Source organism: Modestobacter sp. SYSU DS0875, assembly GCF_054050915.1.
Genome location: NZ_JBJHAH010000012.1, coordinates 64,058 through 80,704, shown reverse-complemented (window position 1 = coordinate 80,704; position 16,647 = coordinate 64,058). Strand labels below are relative to the sequence as shown.

Sequence of the window (16,647 nt, the reverse complement as noted above, 5' to 3'; positions counted from 1 at the left end):
GGGTCCGTCGAGCCGTGCGTGAACTCGGTGTTCCGATCTCTCGCACCCCGTTGACCGGCGGGGGCGGGGAGAACACGCTGGCTCCCGCCTCACCCGGGGCCACGAGCCGGAGGACCGCGATGACCGTCGAACCCGCACCCGCCCGAGCACCGCACGGACCTGGGCGGGGGGTGGAGGCGGAGACGGTCGACGCCGGCTACCTCGATCGCAGGCAGCTCCGCGGCGGGACGGCGGGCTGGGTCCTGCTGGCCGGGCTCGGTGTCGCCGCGGTCATCTCCGGCGACTACGCCGGCTGGAACTTCGGGCTCGCCGAGGGCGGGTTCGGCGGGCTGCTGATCGCCGTCGTCCTCATGGCGGTCATGTACTCGGCGATGGTCTTCGGCCTGGCCGAGCTGGGCTCGGCGCTGCCCACCGCGGGCGGCGGCTACACCTTCGCCCGCCGGGCGCTGGGCCCGTGGGGCGGCTACGCGACCGGGGTCGCGGTGCTGATCGAGTACGCGATCGCCCCGGCCGCGATCGCCACCTTCATCGGCGCCTACGTGGAGTCGCTCGGGCTGTTCGGCATCACCGACGGCTGGTGGGTGTACCTCGTGGCCTATGCGCTGTTCATCGGCGTCCACCTGCTCGGCGTCGGTGAGGCGCTGAAGGTGATGCTGGGGATCGCCGCGGTGGCGGTGGCCGGGCTGGTGCTCTACCTGGTCGGGGCGGTGCCCGCCTTCGACGCCGGCAACCTCACCGACATCGCGCCCACCGACGCCGCCGGCGCCTCGGAGTTCCTGCCCTTCGGCCTGATGGGCATCTGGGCGGCCTTCCCGTTCGCCATCTGGTTCTTCCTCGCGGTCGAGTGCGTGCCGCTGGCCGCCGAGGAGGCCCGCGACCCGGCTCGGTCCATGCCGCGCGGCATCGTCGCGGCGATGGGCCTGCTGCTGGTGCTGGCCGTGCTCATGCTGGTGTTCACCGCCGGGGCCGGCGGCGCGCAGACGATGTCGGCCAGCGGCAACCCGCCGGTGGAGGCGCTCGAGGTGGCCGGGTCGGCCAGCTGGCTGGCCACCGTGATCAACTACGCCGGCCTGGTCGGGCTGGTCGCCAGCTTCTTCTCGATCATCTACGCCTACTCCCGGCAGACCTTCGCGCTGTCCCGGGCCGGCTACCTGCCCCGTGCCCTGTCGGTGACGAACGGGCGCAAGGCGCCGATGCTCGCGCTCCTCGTCCCGGGCGTGATTGGCTTCGTGCTCTCGCTGACCGGGCAGGGCGCCATGCTGCTGAACATGGCCGTCTTCGGCGCCACGGTGTCCTACGTGCTGATGATGGTCAGCCACATCCTGCTGCGCCGCCGCGAGCCGGACCTGCCGCGGCCCTACCGCACGCCCGGCGGCACGGTCACCACCGGCGTGGCCCTGGTGCTGGCCGCCGCCGCGGTGATCGCCACCTTCCTCGTCGACCGCACCGCCGCCCTCTGGACCCTCGGCGCGTTCCTCGCCTTCATGGCCTACTTCGCCCTCTACAGCCGCCACCACCTCGTCGCCTCCGCACCGGAGGAGGAGTTCGAGCTGCTGGCCGCCGCGGAGGAGGAGGTGAGATGACCGTCCGCCGGACCACGCTGGGCGGGCACACCTTCGAGTTCGCCTCGCTGGCCGACCTGCTGGCCAAGGCCACTCCGCACCGCTCCGGTGACGTGCTGGCCCGGGTGGCGGCGGAGTCCGCGGCGCAGCGGGTCGCCGCCCAGCACGTGCTGGCCGACCTGCCGCTGGCCACCTTCCTCACCGAGCAGGTGGTCGGCTACGAGGAGGACGACGTCACCCGGCTGATCCTGGACACCCACGACCCGGCCGCCTTCGCCCCGGTCGCGTCGCTGACCGTGGGGGAGTTCCGCGACTGGCTGCTGGCCCGCGCGGCGGAGCGGGACGAGGCGGCGATCTCCGCCCTGGCCCGCGGCCTCACCCCGGAGATGGTCGCGGCGGTGTCCAAGCTGATGCGCAACGCCGACCTGGTCGCCGTCGCCCGCCGCACCCGGGTGGTCACCGGCCTGCGCAGCACGCTGGGGTTGCCGGGCCGGCTCGCCTCCCGGCTGCAGCCCAACCACCCCACCGACGACCCCGTCGGCGTCACCGCCGGCGTCCTCGACGGGCTGCTGCACGGCTGCGGCGACGCGGTCATCGGCATCAACCCGGCCACCGACTCCCCGGCGCAGACCATCGCGCTGCTGGAGCTGCTCGACGCGGTGGTCAGCCGCTACGAGATCCCGACCCAGTCCTGCGTGCTCGCCCACGTGACGACGACGCTGCGGGCACTGGAGGCGGGCGCCCCGGTCGACCTGGTGTTCCAGTCGGTGGCCGGCACCCAGGCCGGCAACCGTGGGTTCGGCGTCACCCTCGACCTGCTCGCCGAGGCCCGGACCGGCGCGCTGGAGCTGGGTCGGGGCACCGTCGGGCGCAACGTCACCTACTTCGAGACCGGCCAGGGCTCGGCGCTGTCCGCCGACGCGCACCACGGCGTCGACGGCCCGGTCGACCAGCAGACCCTGGAGTGCCGCGCGTACGGGGTCGCCCGGCACTTCGAGCCGCTGCTGGTCAACACCGTCGTCGGGTTCATCGGCCCGGAGTACCTCTACGACGGCAAGCAGGTGGTGCGCGCCGGGCTGGAGGACCACTTCTGCGGCAAGCTGCTCGGCCTGCCGATGGGCGTCGACGTCTGCTACACCAACCACACCGACGTCGACGGCGACGACACCGACACCCTCACCCTGCTGCTCGGCGCGGCGGGCTGCGCCTTCGTCATCGCCGTCCCGGGGTCGGACGACGTGATGCTGCACTACCAGTCGCTGTCGTTCCAGGACGTGCTGACCGCCCGCTCGGTGCTGGACCTGCGGCCAGCGCCGGAGTTCGAGGCGTGGCTGGCGCGGATGGACCTGCTCGACGACGCCGGCCGGGTGCGGGAGCTGCCCCCCGACGCCCCCGCCGCCCGGGCCCTGCTGGCGGCCGCCCGATGACGACCCCCGAGGCCCGCCAGAATGGCCACTCTGGCGAACCTGCTGACCGCCAGAATGGCCGTGCTGGCGGGGACCCGTGGGGGGTGCTGCGGAACGCGACCCGGGCGCGGGTGGCGCTGGGCCGGGCCGGCGACGCGCTGCCCACCGCCCGGGAGTTGGAGTTCCGCGCCGCGCACGCCGCCGCCCGCGACGCCGTGCACACCCCGCTGGACGGCGGCCGGCTGCGCGCCGCGCTGACCGCGGCCGGCGTCGGCCTGGACGTGCTGGAGGTGCGCAGCGCCGCCCCGGACCGGGCCACCTACCTGCAGCGGCCGGACCTCGGCCGGCAGCTCGCCGCCGACACCCGGCTGCCCGGCGGTGCGCACGACCTGGCGCTGGTGATCGCCGACGGACTCTCCCCGCGGGCGGTGCACGAGCACGCGGCCGGCACCGTGGCCGCGGTGCTGGACCGGCTGCCCGGCTGGTCGGTGGCGCCGCTCGTGGTGGCCGCCCAGGCGCGGGTGGCCCTGGGTGATCCGATCGGGGCGGCGCTCGGCGCGGCGGCCGTCGTCGTGCTGGTGGGGGAGCGGCCCGGGCTCTCCTCCGCCGACAGCCTCGGCCTCTACCTGACCTGGGGCCCGCGGTCGGGCCGGGCGGACGCCGAGCGCAACTGCATCTCCAACGTCCGTCCGCCGCACGGGCTCGGCTACGCGCAGGCGGCCGACACCCTGGCCGGACTGCTGCACGCCGCGCGGCAGCTGGGCGCCTCCGGCGTCGTCCTCAAGGACGAGGGCGCGGCGCTGCCACCGGGGGCCGGCTGACCGGTCAGTCCGCCGGCGTGGCCTCCGGGATCCCGGGGTCCAGCTCGTCGTCCCGCGGCGGGTTCTTCCACTCCACGAGCAGCAGGGACGCGTCGTCGCTGGTCCGCCCGGCGCGGGCGGCCATCAGGGCGTGCGACAGCCTGCGCACGGTCTCCGCGCAGCTCAGCCCGGCGCGGGTGTGCTCCTCCAGCAGGGCCTGCAGCCGGGCCTCCCCGAACTGCTCCCCGCCGTCGAGCCGCTCCTCGACCACCCCGTCGGTGAAGAACAGCAGCCGGTCCCCGGCCTCCAGACGGACCGACCGCGACTGCGGGCGTCCGGCACCCAGGCCCACCGGCCGGCTGACCGGACCGGTCAGCTCGCCGATCACGCGGCCGCGGCGCACCCACAGGGCGGCCGGGTGGCCGGCGTTGACCCAGGTGAACTCCCCGGTCCGGGTGTCCAGCCGACCGAGCTGGGCGGTGGCGAACCGGCCCGGGAACGAGTCGGCGACCACCTGGTCCATCTCGGCGTAGATCCCGTCCAGCGGCGCGTCGGCCCGCCGCCCGTGCCGGTGGGCGCCGACGACGACGGTGGCCATGGTCGCCGCGTCGAGGCCGTGGCCCATGGCGTCGACGACGGCCAGCTGCAGCAGGTGCTCGTTCAGGGCGTAGTCGAAGGCGTCCCCGCCGACCTCGTAGGCGGGCTCGAGCACCCCGGCCAGGTCGATGTCCGGGGTCGTCATCATCAGCGGGGGCAGGGTCTGCCACTGCAGCTGTGCCGCCAGGGTCATCGGCCGGGTCTTGCGCGCCTGGATGAAGGTGTCGGTGTAGTCGGACTTGGTCACCACCATGTCGGCCACCAGCCCGGCCAGTCGCTGGGCCAGCCGGCGGTCGTGGTCGTCGAGGCGGGGCAGGGTCAGCGACAGCACCCCGACCCGGTCGGAGCCGTCGAGCATCGGGAGGTGCAGCCGCACCGCACCGCCGGGTTGCCGCACCTCGACCGGGGCGTTGGTGGTGAAGGCCCGCCCGACGTCGCTGCCGTCGATGCGCACCGGGTCGCCGACCAGGCCCCGGCCGGTCAGCGGCTGGAGCCACACCTGGTCGTAGTCCTGCAGGTGGATGCTCACGTCGCGGGCGCCGGCGACGCCCGCCTCCTGGGCCACGAGCGGGCCCACCAGCCGCGGGGGGATGAGGTGCGCCCGGTCGAGCAGCGCGCCCAGCAGCCGCTCACCGACGCTCTCGGTGCTCGGGTGCTGCCGTCCGGGTTCGCCGAAGCCGTCGCCGTTCGTCACTCGAAGACCATGATCGCCGGGCAGGCGGGGCAAACACGACCGTCGGTGAAGGCGCGATCACACGCCCGCGGGGTCGGCGGGGGTCGTCCGGGGCAGCCGGCGCAGCGGACCGATGCGCATGACCGAGCTGAGCAGCGCCTCCATCGGGTGCCGCTGGGGCCGCTGCACCTCGGCCGGCCAGTCCGGCACCATGTCCGGATCGGCGGGAGCGGCCTCCGCCTCGGCCACCCGGCCCTGCAGTCGGGCCCGCACCTCCTCCGCGGTGTAGGACCGGCGGTGCCGCTCGTGGCGCAGCAGCACCGCTCCGGTGGCGGCAACCCCGGCGATTCCGGCGACTCCGAGCAGCTTCCCGACCCGCATGACCCCGTACCGTAGTGGCGTGGCTCACAATCGCACCGGGTTCGTGCGCGGCACCTCCGCGCGGGCCCTCTCGTTGCACGAGGCCGGCGAGCTGACCCGGACCGGCGACGTGTGGGTGTTCCGCGGTGGCTCGCTGGCCGACCGCGCCGTCCAGACGGTCACCAACGCCCCGGTCAACCACGTCGGCATGGCCGTCGTCCTCGACGACCTGCCGCCGCTGCTGTGGCACGCGGAGCTCGGTCACTCGCTGGCCGACGTCTGGACCGGGCGGCACCAGCGGGGCGTGCAGCTGCACGACCTCGCCGACGCCGTCTGCGTCTGGCGGAAGCGGTACGGGCAGCAGGCCTGGCTGCGCCAGCTGGTCGGCCCCGCCGACGACGGCGGGGTGACCCGGGCGATGGAGGACGCCGTGCTGCGCACCGTCGCCCGGCTGGACGGCAAGCCGTTCCCGACCACCCGTGGGCTGGCCCGGGGCTGGGTCAACGGCCGGCTGCGGCGGCACGAGACCAACGACACCGTCTTCTGCGCCGAGCTGGTCGCCGCCACCTACACCGCGATGGGGCTGCTGCCCGCCGACCGGCCGCTGAACTCCTACGACCCGGGCAGCTTCTGGTCCGGCGACGCCCTGGAGCTCGTCGACGCCCAGCTCGGCCCGGAGATCCGGGTCGACGTCGCGCTCGACGCCCCCTGCCGCTGACGCCGGTCAGTCCGGGAGACGCCCGGCGACGTCGGCGGGGGTGAGCCGCCCGGCCAGCAGGTCCGCGGCCACCGAGTCCACCGACCGCCCCGTGCCCCACGCGTGCGCCCGCAGCAGGGCCAGCGCCGCGGGCGCATCGACGTCCCACGCCGTCGCGGACCGCCCGACCGCCTCCCAGACCGTCGCTCGCCGGGCGGCCGCCGGGGTGTGCAGCCAGCCCGGGCCGTCCTCCGCCGTCCAGGACGACCACAGCGCCGCGTCACCGAGCGCCGAGGTGATCAGCGCGCCGACCGCGAACGCGTCGAAGACGTCCAGCCGCGGCACGTCCTCGGGATCGGCGAGGAAGACGTCGAGCACGCCCACGCCGGTCAGCGCGGACCGGAGCGGCAGGCAGACGACGCCGCGGAACGGGGTGCCGGCGAGCACGAGGTCGGCGTAGGCGGGCCAGCGCCGGTGCAGGTCCGCCGACACCGCGAAGACCGGCTGCCCGGTGCCGTAGACCGCCGCGCACGGCCCTTCACCGGCGGTGAACTGCAGCCGCTCGGCCCGGCCCGCCTCCGGTGAGCTCGCGCCCAGCGGAGTGCGGCCCCGGGCGCCGGCCCGCACGCTGAACCCGACGCCGTCGACGGCCAGCACCCGCGCGGCTGCCCGCGCCAGCCGGTCCGGCAGCAGCTCCAGCTCGCCGGCGCCGGCCGGACCCGGCGTCTCGGCGGCCAGGGCTGCCGAGAAGCGTTCCGCCAGGCTCACCCGGCCAGCCTCCTGGTAGCCGCGCCCCCGGTCCACCCGACCGCGACCGCGCCGTCCCGGGGAGACCACGGCGGCGCGACGATGCCGCTGGCTGCCGGTCGGGTGCCGGCCCACCGTCAGGCGGCCACGGGCTCCTCCGGCCGCGCGCCGAGGATCGGCAGCCGCACGGTGAAGGTGCTCCCGGCCCCCGGCTCGGACCGCACGGTCAGCGTGCCGCCGTGCGCCTCCTGGACGACCGCCCGGGCCAGCGGGAGCCCCTGGCCGGTGCCGCGTCCCACGTCCTTGGTGGTGAAGAACGGGTCGAAGATCTTCGCCCGTACGTGGTCGGGGATGCCGGTGCCGGTGTCGCTGATCCGGATCACCACCTGCTCGCCCTCGGCGGCGGTGCTGATGCCGATCGTCCCGCGGCGGCCGGTCTCCTCCACCGCGTCGGCGGCGTTCACGATGAGGTTGAGGAAGACCTGGTTCAGGTCGGCGATGTTGCACCGCACCGGCGGGATCGCACCGAGGTCCAGCTCCAGGTCGGCCACGCTGCTCACCTGGTGGCGGGTCACGGTCACCGTCGCGGCGAGCGCCTCGTTCAGGTCCGCCGGCACGTGCTCGGCGTGCCCGGGGTGGCTGAAGGTCTTCATCGCACGGACGATCGTCGCCACCCGGTCGATCCCGGCCAGCGTCTGGGCGACCGCGCTGGGCACCTCCTCCTGCAGGTAGTCGAACTCGACGCCTTCCTCGGCCTCCCGCATCCGGGCCTGCCGCTCGGACCACTCCATCGGCTCCTCGCGGTCGAGCATCCCGCGGTAGAGCACGAGCATCGACATGAGGTCGGCGAACGCGTCGGCCAGGAACCGGGCGTTGTCCCCGACGTACTGGATCGGGGTGTTGATCTCGTGCGCCAGCCCCGCCGACAGCCGCCCGAGCGACTCGAGCTTGGACTCCCGGTGCATCTCGGCGTCGCGGGCCTTGCGGTCGGTGATGTCCCGGGTGCACATCTGCACCTCGGCGATCCGGCCGTCGGCGTCGCGCAGCACGGAGGAGATGGCCTCCACCCACACCCAGTGGCCGTCCCGGTGCCGCAGCCGGAAGGTGAGCTCGCCACGGCCGGCGTCGGCGCGGAACTGCCCGTCGCTGTGCAGCAGGGTGCCGAGGTCGTCGGGGTGCACGAGGTCCAGCGCACGCGTGCCGATCACCTGTTCGGGGCTCATGCCCAGGACGCAGGCGATCGCCGGGGAGACGTACCGGATGGTGCTGTCCGGGTCGTGCTGGCTGATCAGGTCACCGCTGTTCTCGGCCAGCAGCCGGTGCAGCGCCTCCGACCGGGCCAGCGAGACCTCGGCGGCGCGCCGCCCGCTGATGTCCCGCAGGAAGGCGTGGAACCGCCACGTGCCGCCCCACCGCATCCGTCCCACGGTCAGCTCGATCTCGATCTGCCGGCCGTCCCGGTGCTGGGCGCGCATCTCCATCGGGCCCAGCGGCAGCTCGGCGTCGTCCAGTTCGTGGAGCCGGGTCAGGGCATCCCGGTACTCGTGGCGGAGTCGGGGAGGGACGATCAGGTCCAGCAGTGGCTGCCCGAGCGCCTCTTCGGCGGACCAGCCCAGCAGCGACCGTGCCGCGCCGTTCCAGGCGTTGATCGTCCCGTCGTGGGCCATGCCGACGAAGCCGTCACCGGTGGTGGCCAGCACCCCGCCCAGCTGGGCGTCGCTCTCGCGCCGTCGCGTGGCGTCGCTGAACTTGCTGACCGCGCCGACGACCCGGCCGTCGACCAGCACCGGCAGGCTGCGGCCCTCGATCGCGATCAGGGAGCCGTCGCCCCGCCAGACGATCGTGTCCTCGTCGACGAAGGGGATCCCGTCGGTGACCACCTGGCGCTGGGGGCACTCGTGGAAGGGGAAGGGTGAGCCGTCCGGGCGGGAGTGGTGGATGAGCGAGTGCAGCTGCGCGCCCACGAGGTCGTGCAGGTGGTGGCCGAGCACTGCCGCGGCGGCCGGGTTGGCGTAGCGGCAGACGCCGTCGGCGTCGATGGAGTAGATGCCGTCGGCACAGGCGTCCAGCAGCGCCCGCACGTGTGTCCGGGGCACCAACGCCTCCTCGACAGCGGCCGTCAGCTCGGCGGTGCGTGCGTCGGTCATCAGGCACCGGTCCCGATGACGAGCAGCCGGCCGGTGATCTGCCCCTGCTGGAGGAAGTTCTCCAGTCGGTGCACCAGCGGTTCGGTGACCGTCGTCCCGCGGCCCACGAGCAGGACGCCGGACGTGGTGGTCACGTCGTCGAACACCAGCATGCCGGGGCGCAGCTCGGCGACGGTGACCTCGTAGGGGACCGCGGCTGCCTCCTCGGTCGCATGGCAGCGGATGAGCGCGTCGAGCACCTCGGGGTCGTAGGCACCGGCGTCGGCCCGCAGCGCGGCGATGGAGTCCTGCACCGAGGGGCGCCGGTCCAGGCCCATGTGGAAGTCCACCGCCACCTTGAGGACCCGGGACGCCACGGGCAGGTCCGCACCCACGGGGACGCCGGTCCCCGAGCCGCGGCCGTCGTAGCGGAACGGCTGCCAGCCGATCGCGTCGGCCACGTGCTCCAGCCGCGGGATGCGGGCGACGAGGTCACGGCTGACCTGCGGGATCCGGCCCAGCATGGCCTGCTCCTCCTCGTCGAGCGGCCGCCCGCCGTCGATCTTGGCGAAGACCGACGGGGGGATGCTCACCACGCCGAGGGCGCCGAGCATCGAGGTGATCTCGATCTCCCAGGGGTCCTCCACCTCGAGCGCCTCCGCCAGCTCCAGGACGGTGCGGGTGACCCGCGAGGTCCGTGCGAACGCGGTGGGCTGGGCGATCGCGAGCGTGGCGGCCAGTGCGTCGACGGTGCGCCGCAGGGTCGTCGCCAGCAGCTCCTTCTCCGCGGTCATCAGCCGGTTCAGCTCCACCGCGTTGTCCAGCTCCTCGAGCAGGACGTCCGGGGGGCAGGGCTTGGTGAGGAACCGGTAGACGTGCCCCTCGTTCACCGCAGCGATGGCGGCCTGCGTGTCGGCCTGGCCGGTGAGCAGGACGCGGACGATCTCCGGGTGCCGGTCGCGGATGCGGGACAGCAACGTCGCCCCGTCCATCTCGGGCATGCGCATGTCGCAGACGACGACGTGCACGGACTCGGTCTCGAGCAGTTCGAGGGCGGCGGCCCCACCGGTGGCCGTGTGCACCGTGAACTGCTTGCGCAGCTGGCGGCGCAGGCCGTCGAGGATCGCGACCTCGTCGTCCACCAGCAGGATGGACGAGGAGTCGCGCCCGGCGCGCTGCGGCGCTGCGGAGAGGTGGGTCATGGGGAGGTGCCTCCGGTGCCGATGCGGTCGAGCCGCCTGAATGGGCGTACACGATCGTTTCGGTACCGCTCAGGCTCGGCTGGAGTCGGCACGGGCCGGGGTGACCCGCACGGGTGACCTGCGCCACTCGAGGTCCCGGGTCAGCGGCGCGCGGACTGCACCGCCGCTCCGGCCAGGGTGAGCACCGTGTCGTCCTCGTCGGCCAGCGCCGGGTCGTGGGTCACGCAGACCACCAGCCGGCCGGCCAGCGCCCGCCGGAGGTCGGCCACCAGCGCGGCCGCCGTCGGCGGGTCCAGGTGGGCGGTGGGCTCGTCGAGCAGCACCACCTCCCGGTCGGCCAGCAGCGCGCGGGCGACGGCGAGCCGCCGGCGCTCCCCACCGGACAGCGACGTCCCGCCGGCCCCGACCGGGGTGTCCAGCCCGGCGGGGAGCGAGGCGAGCAGCGGGCCCAGCCCGGCGTCGGTCAGGGCCCGGCGCATCGCCTTCTCCCCGGCCTCGCCGGCGAGCTCCCCGCGCCGCCGGGCCAGGGCGAGGTTGGCGCGCAGCGAGGCGTCGAAGACGTGGGCGTCCTGCGGGCACCAGGCCATCGCCGCCTGCACCTCGGCGCGGGTCAGCCGGGAGACCGGCACCGGGCGCCGGCCGTCGCCGAGCACGTACTCACCCGACGACGGCCGCAGCGCGGCCAGCAGCACCGACAGCAGCGTCGACTTCCCCGACCCGGACGGGCCGGTGACCACGAGCCAGCCGCTGCCGGCGGTGGCGACCAGGTCCAGGTCGCGCAGCACGCCCGGGCGCCCGGGCCAGCCGGCCGACAACGACTCGGTGGCCAGCTCGTGGACCGGTCGCGGCGCGGGCAGCCGGTCGGTCGGCGCGGGGTCGGCGGCCACCGGCTCGGCCAGCACCGCTGCGATCCGCGCCTGTGCGTCGGACAGCGCCAGCCGGTGGCGCCGGGCGGTGTTGATCGCGGCCAGCGGCTCCAGCAGGGCCAGCGGCGCGAGCGCCAGGACGGCCGCCACCGGGGCGGAGACCTCCCCGGCGCGCACCGCCGCCGCGCCGGCGGCGAGCGCCAGGACGGCGCCCGCACCGGTGGCGAACGCCGCGACCGCGTCCCCGACCGCGACGGCGGCGGCGCCGGACCGGGCAGCCCGCCCCTGGCGGCGACCCAGGGCGTCCAGCCGGTCGACGGAGTCGCTGACCAGACCGTGCGCGCGCAGGTCGGCGGCCGCCTCGAGGGTGGCGCTGGTCTCCCGGAGGGTCACCGTCTGCAGCTCGGCGGCGGCGCGGGAGACGCCCCGGTCGGCCCAGCGGTGCACCAGCAGCACGAGGAGCACCGCCCCGGTCAGCACCGCGGCCACCAGTGCGCCGGCCAGCGGGTCCAGCACGGTGAGCACCGTCGTCGTGAGCACGAGCACCGAGCCGGCCACCAGCGGCGGGGTGACCACCCGCACCGAGAGGTCCTGCACCAGGCCGACGTCGCCGACCAGCCGGGCCAGCGCCCGCCCGGGGGTGCGGTCGGCGGCCGGGCCCTGGGCCACCAGCGCCCGCCACAGCTGCAGCCGGGTGGCCGAGGCCAGCCGGAAGGCGGCGTCGTGGGTGGCCAGCCGCTCCAGCCAGCGCAGCACCGCCCGGCCCAGGCCGGAGGCGCGCACCGCGACGATGGCGACCATCAGGGTGAGGACCGGCGGCTGCTCCGCGGCCCGCACGATCAGCCAGCCGGAGACGGCGGTGAGCGCGACGCCGGCCGCGCTCGAGGCGGCGCCGTACCCCACCGCCTTCGCCAGCACCCGCCGCGGCCAGCCCGGCCCCGCGACCGCCGTCGCCGTCCCCGCCCTGACGGTTTCGCGCGGATAAGCACCCGCGGTTTCGCGCGGATAACCACCCGCGGTTTCGGGTGGGAAAGCACCCGCGGTTTCGCGCGGAAAAGCACCCGTGGTTTCGCGCGGAGAACCGTGCGACTCGTCGGTCGGGGCGAGGGGGACGGAGGTCAGCGGCGGGGTGCCGGGAGGCGCGGGCAGCTCCACGGTGCGGTCGGCGAGCGCGGCCAGCGCCGGCTCGTGCGTGACCAGCACGGTGCACAGCGATCCGCGCAGCCGGTGCAGCACGGCCGCCACCCGGGCGGTGGCGGCGGTGTCCAACGAGGCGGTCGGCTCGTCGAGCAGCAGCACCCGGGCGCCCCGCTGCACCCGCACCAGGGCCCGGGCCAGGGCCACGCGCTGCAGCTCACCGGGGGAGAGGGTGCGGCAGACCCGGTCGCGCAGGTGCTCGCCCTCCACCCACTCCAGCGCGGTCTCCGCCAGCGAGGTGGCCCGCTCGGGGGTGAGGTCCCCGGCGTGCCGCCGCAGCTCGTCGATGACGGTGTCGGCGACGGTGCGCGGGAACTGCGGGACGACGGCGACGTCCGGAGGTACCAGCGCGGTACCGGTGACCTCGACGCCGGCGCCGTCGAGCAGCTGGCCGGCCAGCACCGCGAGCACGGTGGACTTGCCCGAGCCGCTGGGCCCGCGCAACGCGACCAGCTCCCCGGGCGCGACGGGCAGCGTCGCGCCGTCGACCGCGGGGACCCCGCGGCCGGGGAAGCGGACGGTCAGGTCGGTGACGGTGATGCCGCGCGGCTCCCCGGCCGGCGGTGACCCGACGACCGGGCGCGGCAGCGGGGTGGCCAGCACCCCACGCGCGGCGGCCGCGGCCTCGGCGGCGTCCTCGGCGGCGTGGTGGGCCGAGCCGAGCGCGCGCAGCGGGGCGAACGCCTCCGGGGCCAGCAGCAGCGCGAGCAGCCCGGTGTCCAGGCCGATGCCGCCCTCGACCAGCCGGATGCCGACGGTGACGGCGACCAGCGCGACCGACAGGGTGGCGAGCACCTCCAACACCAGTGAGGAGAGGAACGCGGTGCGCAGCGTGGCGAGGGTGCGACGGCGGTGGGTCTCGCCGAGGTCGGCGAGCGCGGTCAGCTGGTCGGCGGCGCGGCCCAGGCCGCTGAGCACCGGCAACCCGCGGACCAGCTCGGCGACGTGGCCGGCGATCCGGTCCAGCGCGCGGGCGGCCTCGGCGGTCTCGTCGCGGGTGTGCAGGCCGACCAGCGCCATGAACAGCGGCACCAGCGGCAGGGTCACCGCGACCAGCAGGGCGGAGAGCCAGTCGGTCACCCCGAGGACGACCAGCAGCACCGGCGGGACGACGGCGGCCTGCGCCACCGCCGGCAGGTAGGTGGCCAGCGCCGGGCCGAGGTCGTGCAGCCGGGTGGTGGCCAGCACCGCCGCGGGTCCGGTGCCGCCGGCGGCGGTCACCGCCTCGCCCTGCCCGCCCAGCAGCCGCACGAGCAACCGGCGGCGCAGGGCGTCCTCGGCGCGGCGGGCGTCACGGGTGGCGACGACGGTGCCGAGCCCACCGGCCAGCGCCCGTACCGCCGCACCCAACAGCGCCACGCCGAGCGCCGGGGCGAGCCCCGTCGGTTCGGTCTGCCCGGCGGCGACGTCGGCGACCGCCCGGGCGAGCCCGGCGGCCAGCAGCACCACGCCGGCGGTCTGCACCAGCGCGAGCAGGGCCGCCCGGGCGATCGCACCGGGCAGCCCCGGCACGCCGGCGAGCGCGCCCAACGGCCCCCGCCCTGCGGAACGGCCGCCGGCCCCGGCGACCTGCTCGGTCGCGGGGGCCGGAGTCGGTACCGCAGAGCTCACGCGGACACCGGCTCCTCGTGCGGGGTCTGCGGCTCGGCGGTCAGGCGCTTGCGGAAGACCCAGTAGGTCCACGCCTGGTACCCGAGCACGATCGGCAGACCGAAGCCGGCGGCCCAGGTCATCACGGTCAGCGTGTAGTCGCTGACCGAGGCGTCGGCGATGGTGACGTCGAAGGCCGGGGAGATCGTCGAGGGGACGACGACCGGGTACGCGGCGCCGAAGATCGTCGCGGCCGAGCCGAGCATGACGACCGCCCACGCGGCGAACGCCGGGCCCTCCCGGTCCACCCGCAGGTAGCTCCAGGTGAGCAGCACCGCGAGCGCGGCGACCAGCCAGAGGACCGCGGTGACGATCGTGCCCGAGCGGAGCTGGACCAGGCCGGCCCACAGCAGCAGGGGCAGGGCGGCGACCGGGGACCAGCGGGTGGCGAACCGGCGGGCGGCCAGCCGGACCGGACCGTCGGTCTTCAGGGTGAGGAACACCGCGCCGTGCACCATCGAGAAGGCGAGCACCGCGACGGCGCCGAGCAGCGCCGCCCAGCCGACGCCGGCGAACGCGCCGCCGACCCGGGTGCCGTCGGCGTCGATGGGCAGGCCGAGGGTGGTGCTGCCCAGCGCTGCGCCGATGCCGAGGGCGGCGATCAGCGACCCGGCGGTGATCACGTGCGTCCAGGTGCTGTCCCACTGAGCGGTGTGGTGCGAGTGGCGCCACTCGAACGCCACCGCCCGGATGATGAGGCCGAACAGCACCAGCACGAAGGGCAGGTACAGCGCGGGCAGCCAGGTGGCGTACCAGCCGGGGAAGGCGGCGAAGACGGCGCCGGCGGCGGTGATCAGCCACACCTCGTTGCCGTCCCACAGCGGGCCGATGCTCCGCAGCATCAGGTGGCGGTCGGCCTCGCGGCGGCCGATCACCGGCAGCAGGGCGGCCACCCCGAAGTCGAAGCCCTCCAGGAGCAGGAAACCGATCCAGAGCACCGCGACGGCGGCGAACCAGACTGTCTGCAGGTCCATGTCGTTCTCTCTCGCGTCTCGTCAGATCGTGGGCTGGGACGGCTCAGTAGGCGAACGAGAGGACGTCGTCCTCGTCGGCGCGGCGGGTGCTGGCGCTGCCCGGCGTGACGTCGGCGCCGCCGCTGACGTCGTCGTCCGGGCCGCCCTCGGGGGTGTGCCCGGGGGTGGGGGCGCCGTCGCTGGTGGTCACGCCCCGGCGGACGAAGCGGGTGAGCAGCCACAGCTCCACCACCGCGAGCGCCCCGTACACCAAGGTCAGCGCGATCAGCGAGGTCCACACCTCGGCGGCGCTGACGCCGGGGGAGACCGCCTGGGCGGTGAAGAAGTAGACCTGCTCCTCGCGCGGGACGTCCGGGTTCGGGTAGACCACGAAGGGCTGGCGGCCCATCTCGGTGAAGATCCAGCCCGCCGCGTTGGCCAGGAACGGCGTGCCCATGGCCAGCAGCGAGCCGTGGACGCCGATCCTCGACGTCGGCACCCGGCCCCGGCGGGTGGCCCACAGGGCGTAGGCCCCGACCGCGGCGGACACCACGCCCATGCCGATCATGATCCGGAAGTTCCAGTAGGTGACCGCCAGCAGCGGGGTGTAGTCGATCTCCTCGCCGGCCTTGTCCCCGAACGACGGGTCGTCGGGGTAGGTGGCGCCGTAGGCGGCCGAGTACTCCTGCTGCAGCTCGTTCACGCCGGGGACGGCGGTGGAGAAGTCGCCGTGCGCCAGGTAGGAGAGCAGGTAGGGGACGGTCCAGGAGTGCACGTCGTCGCACTCGTTGCTGCCCAGCTTGCCGAAGGCGAAGATCGAGAACGGCGCCGGCGCCTCGGTCGTGCAGAGCGCCTCGGCCGAGGACATCTTCAGCGGCTGCTGCTCGTACATCAGCTTGGCCTGGTAGTCACCGGTGACCGCGACCAGCACGAAGGCGAGCAGCGAGACCGCGCCACCCAGCCGGGCCGAGCGGCGCCACACCCCGTCGTCGCCACCATCCCGGCCCGCGGTCTCCTCCGGGCTCAGCCCGGCCAGCCGGCGCTTGCGCAGGTGGTAGAGGCCGACGCCGACCAGGGCGGCGCCGGCGACCATGAGCGCACCGGCGATGGTGTGGCTGAAGGCAGCCAGCGCGGTGTTGTTGCTCAGCACCGCGAGGAAGTCGACCTGCTCGGGGCGGCCGGTGGTGTCGTTGGTGACGACGCCGACCGGGTGCTGCATCCAGGAGTTGGCCGCGATGATGAAGTAGGCGCTGACGATCGACCCGATCACCGCGGCCCACAGCGACGCCAGGTGCAGCTTCTTCGGGATCCGGCCCCAGCCGAAGATCCACAGGCCGAGGAAGGTCGACTCCAGGAAGAAGGCGAGCAGCGCCTCGAGCGCCAGCAGCGAGCCGAATACGTCACCGACGAACCGGCTGTACTCGCTCCAGGCCAGGCCGAACTGGAACTCCTGCACCAGCCCCGTCGCAACGCCGAGGACGAAGTTGATCAGGTAGACGCGCCCCCAGAAGCGGGTCATCCGCAGCCACTCGGGCTTGTCGGTGCGCACCCACATCGTGTGCATGACCGCCACCAGGATCCCCAGCCCGATGGTCAGCGGGACCATCAGGAAGTGGTAGACGGTGGTGATCCCGAACTGCCAGCGCGCCACGTCCAGGACGTCCACGGGCCTGCCCCTCTTCTCGCGTCGTACGATCGACACGTTCTTCTACGGTTCGTAGAACTCTTTTCTACGCTTCGTAGAAGCAAAGTTCTACGACCGGTAGAGACAATCGGCTGTGAGACGCCGGACAGGGGAGGGACCTTTGGCC

At 74.8% G+C, this 16,647-nt stretch carries 12 protein-coding genes; 4 read left to right on the top strand and 8 right to left on the bottom strand.

All coding sequences use genetic code 11. The annotated features are described in order from the left end of the window. Positions 1–170 precede the first annotated feature (170 nt). Genes eat through eutC form a run of 3 tightly spaced genes read left to right on the top strand, consistent with a single transcriptional unit; the run spans position 171 to position 3,789 of the window. Complete coding sequence (gene eat / locus ACI79Y_RS09545) at positions 171–1,583, top strand: ethanolamine permease (RefSeq protein WP_457158245.1); 1,413 nt, start codon at positions 171–173, stop codon at positions 1,581–1,583. Further along, positions 1,580–2,989, top strand: a complete 1,410-nt coding sequence (locus tag ACI79Y_RS09540) for an ethanolamine ammonia-lyase subunit EutB (RefSeq protein ID WP_457158244.1) — start codon at positions 1,580–1,582, stop codon at positions 2,987–2,989. Before eat ends, ACI79Y_RS09540 begins: the two co-directional genes overlap by 4 nt. After that, the gene (gene eutC, locus ACI79Y_RS09535; RefSeq protein WP_457158243.1) at positions 2,986–3,789 is read left to right on the top strand and encodes an ethanolamine ammonia-lyase subunit EutC; all 804 of its coding nucleotides are present in this window, start codon (positions 2,986–2,988) and stop codon (positions 3,787–3,789) included. Before ACI79Y_RS09540 ends, eutC begins: the two co-directional genes overlap by 4 nt. 4 nt (positions 3,790–3,793) lie before the next feature. Here eutC and ACI79Y_RS09530 read toward each other — a convergent pair whose 3' ends face one another. Next, positions 3,794–5,059: a PP2C family protein-serine/threonine phosphatase gene (locus tag ACI79Y_RS09530; RefSeq protein ID WP_457158242.1), complete on the bottom strand. Its 1,266-nt coding sequence runs from the start codon at positions 5,057–5,059 to the stop codon at positions 3,794–3,796. 57 nt (positions 5,060–5,116) lie between these two features. Then, entirely contained in the window at positions 5,117–5,419 is a 303-nt protein-coding gene (locus ACI79Y_RS09525) for a hypothetical protein (RefSeq protein WP_457139518.1), read from the bottom strand. 19 nt (positions 5,420–5,438) lie between these two features. Between ACI79Y_RS09525 and ACI79Y_RS09520 the strand changes: the two genes are divergently transcribed. Continuing rightward, on the top strand, positions 5,439–6,116 hold the full coding sequence (locus ACI79Y_RS09520; RefSeq protein WP_457158241.1) for a hypothetical protein: 678 nt from the start codon (positions 5,439–5,441) through the stop codon (positions 6,114–6,116). Positions 6,117–6,122: 6 nt separating this feature from the next. Here ACI79Y_RS09520 and ACI79Y_RS09515 read toward each other — a convergent pair whose 3' ends face one another. From ACI79Y_RS09515 to ACI79Y_RS09490, 6 genes are all read right to left on the bottom strand, one after another. Next, positions 6,123–6,863, bottom strand: a complete 741-nt coding sequence (locus ACI79Y_RS09515) for a GAF domain-containing protein (RefSeq protein ID WP_457158240.1) — start codon at positions 6,861–6,863, stop codon at positions 6,123–6,125. Positions 6,864–6,979: 116 nt separating this feature from the next. Continuing rightward, entirely contained in the window at positions 6,980–8,989 is a 2,010-nt protein-coding gene (locus ACI79Y_RS09510; RefSeq protein WP_457158239.1) for a PAS domain-containing sensor histidine kinase, read from the bottom strand. Further along, a complete protein-coding gene (locus ACI79Y_RS09505; RefSeq protein WP_457158238.1) occupies positions 8,989–10,170 on the bottom strand; it encodes an HD domain-containing phosphohydrolase in 1,182 nt (393 codons plus the stop codon). The genes ACI79Y_RS09510 and ACI79Y_RS09505 overlap by 1 nt, the downstream gene beginning before the upstream one ends. A 140-nt stretch (positions 10,171–10,310) precedes the next feature. Then, the gene (cydC, locus tag ACI79Y_RS09500; protein ID WP_457158237.1) at positions 10,311–13,844 is read right to left on the bottom strand and encodes a thiol reductant ABC exporter subunit CydC; all 3,534 of its coding nucleotides are present in this window, start codon (positions 13,842–13,844) and stop codon (positions 10,311–10,313) included. Then, a complete protein-coding gene (gene cydB, locus ACI79Y_RS09495) occupies positions 13,841–14,857 on the bottom strand; it encodes a cytochrome d ubiquinol oxidase subunit II (protein WP_457158236.1) in 1,017 nt (338 codons plus the stop codon). Before cydB ends, cydC begins: the two co-directional genes overlap by 4 nt. A 43-nt stretch (positions 14,858–14,900) precedes the next feature. Further along, positions 14,901–16,502: a cytochrome ubiquinol oxidase subunit I gene (locus ACI79Y_RS09490; RefSeq protein ID WP_457158235.1), complete on the bottom strand. Its 1,602-nt coding sequence runs from the start codon at positions 16,500–16,502 to the stop codon at positions 14,901–14,903. Positions 16,503–16,647: the final 145 nt, after the last annotated feature.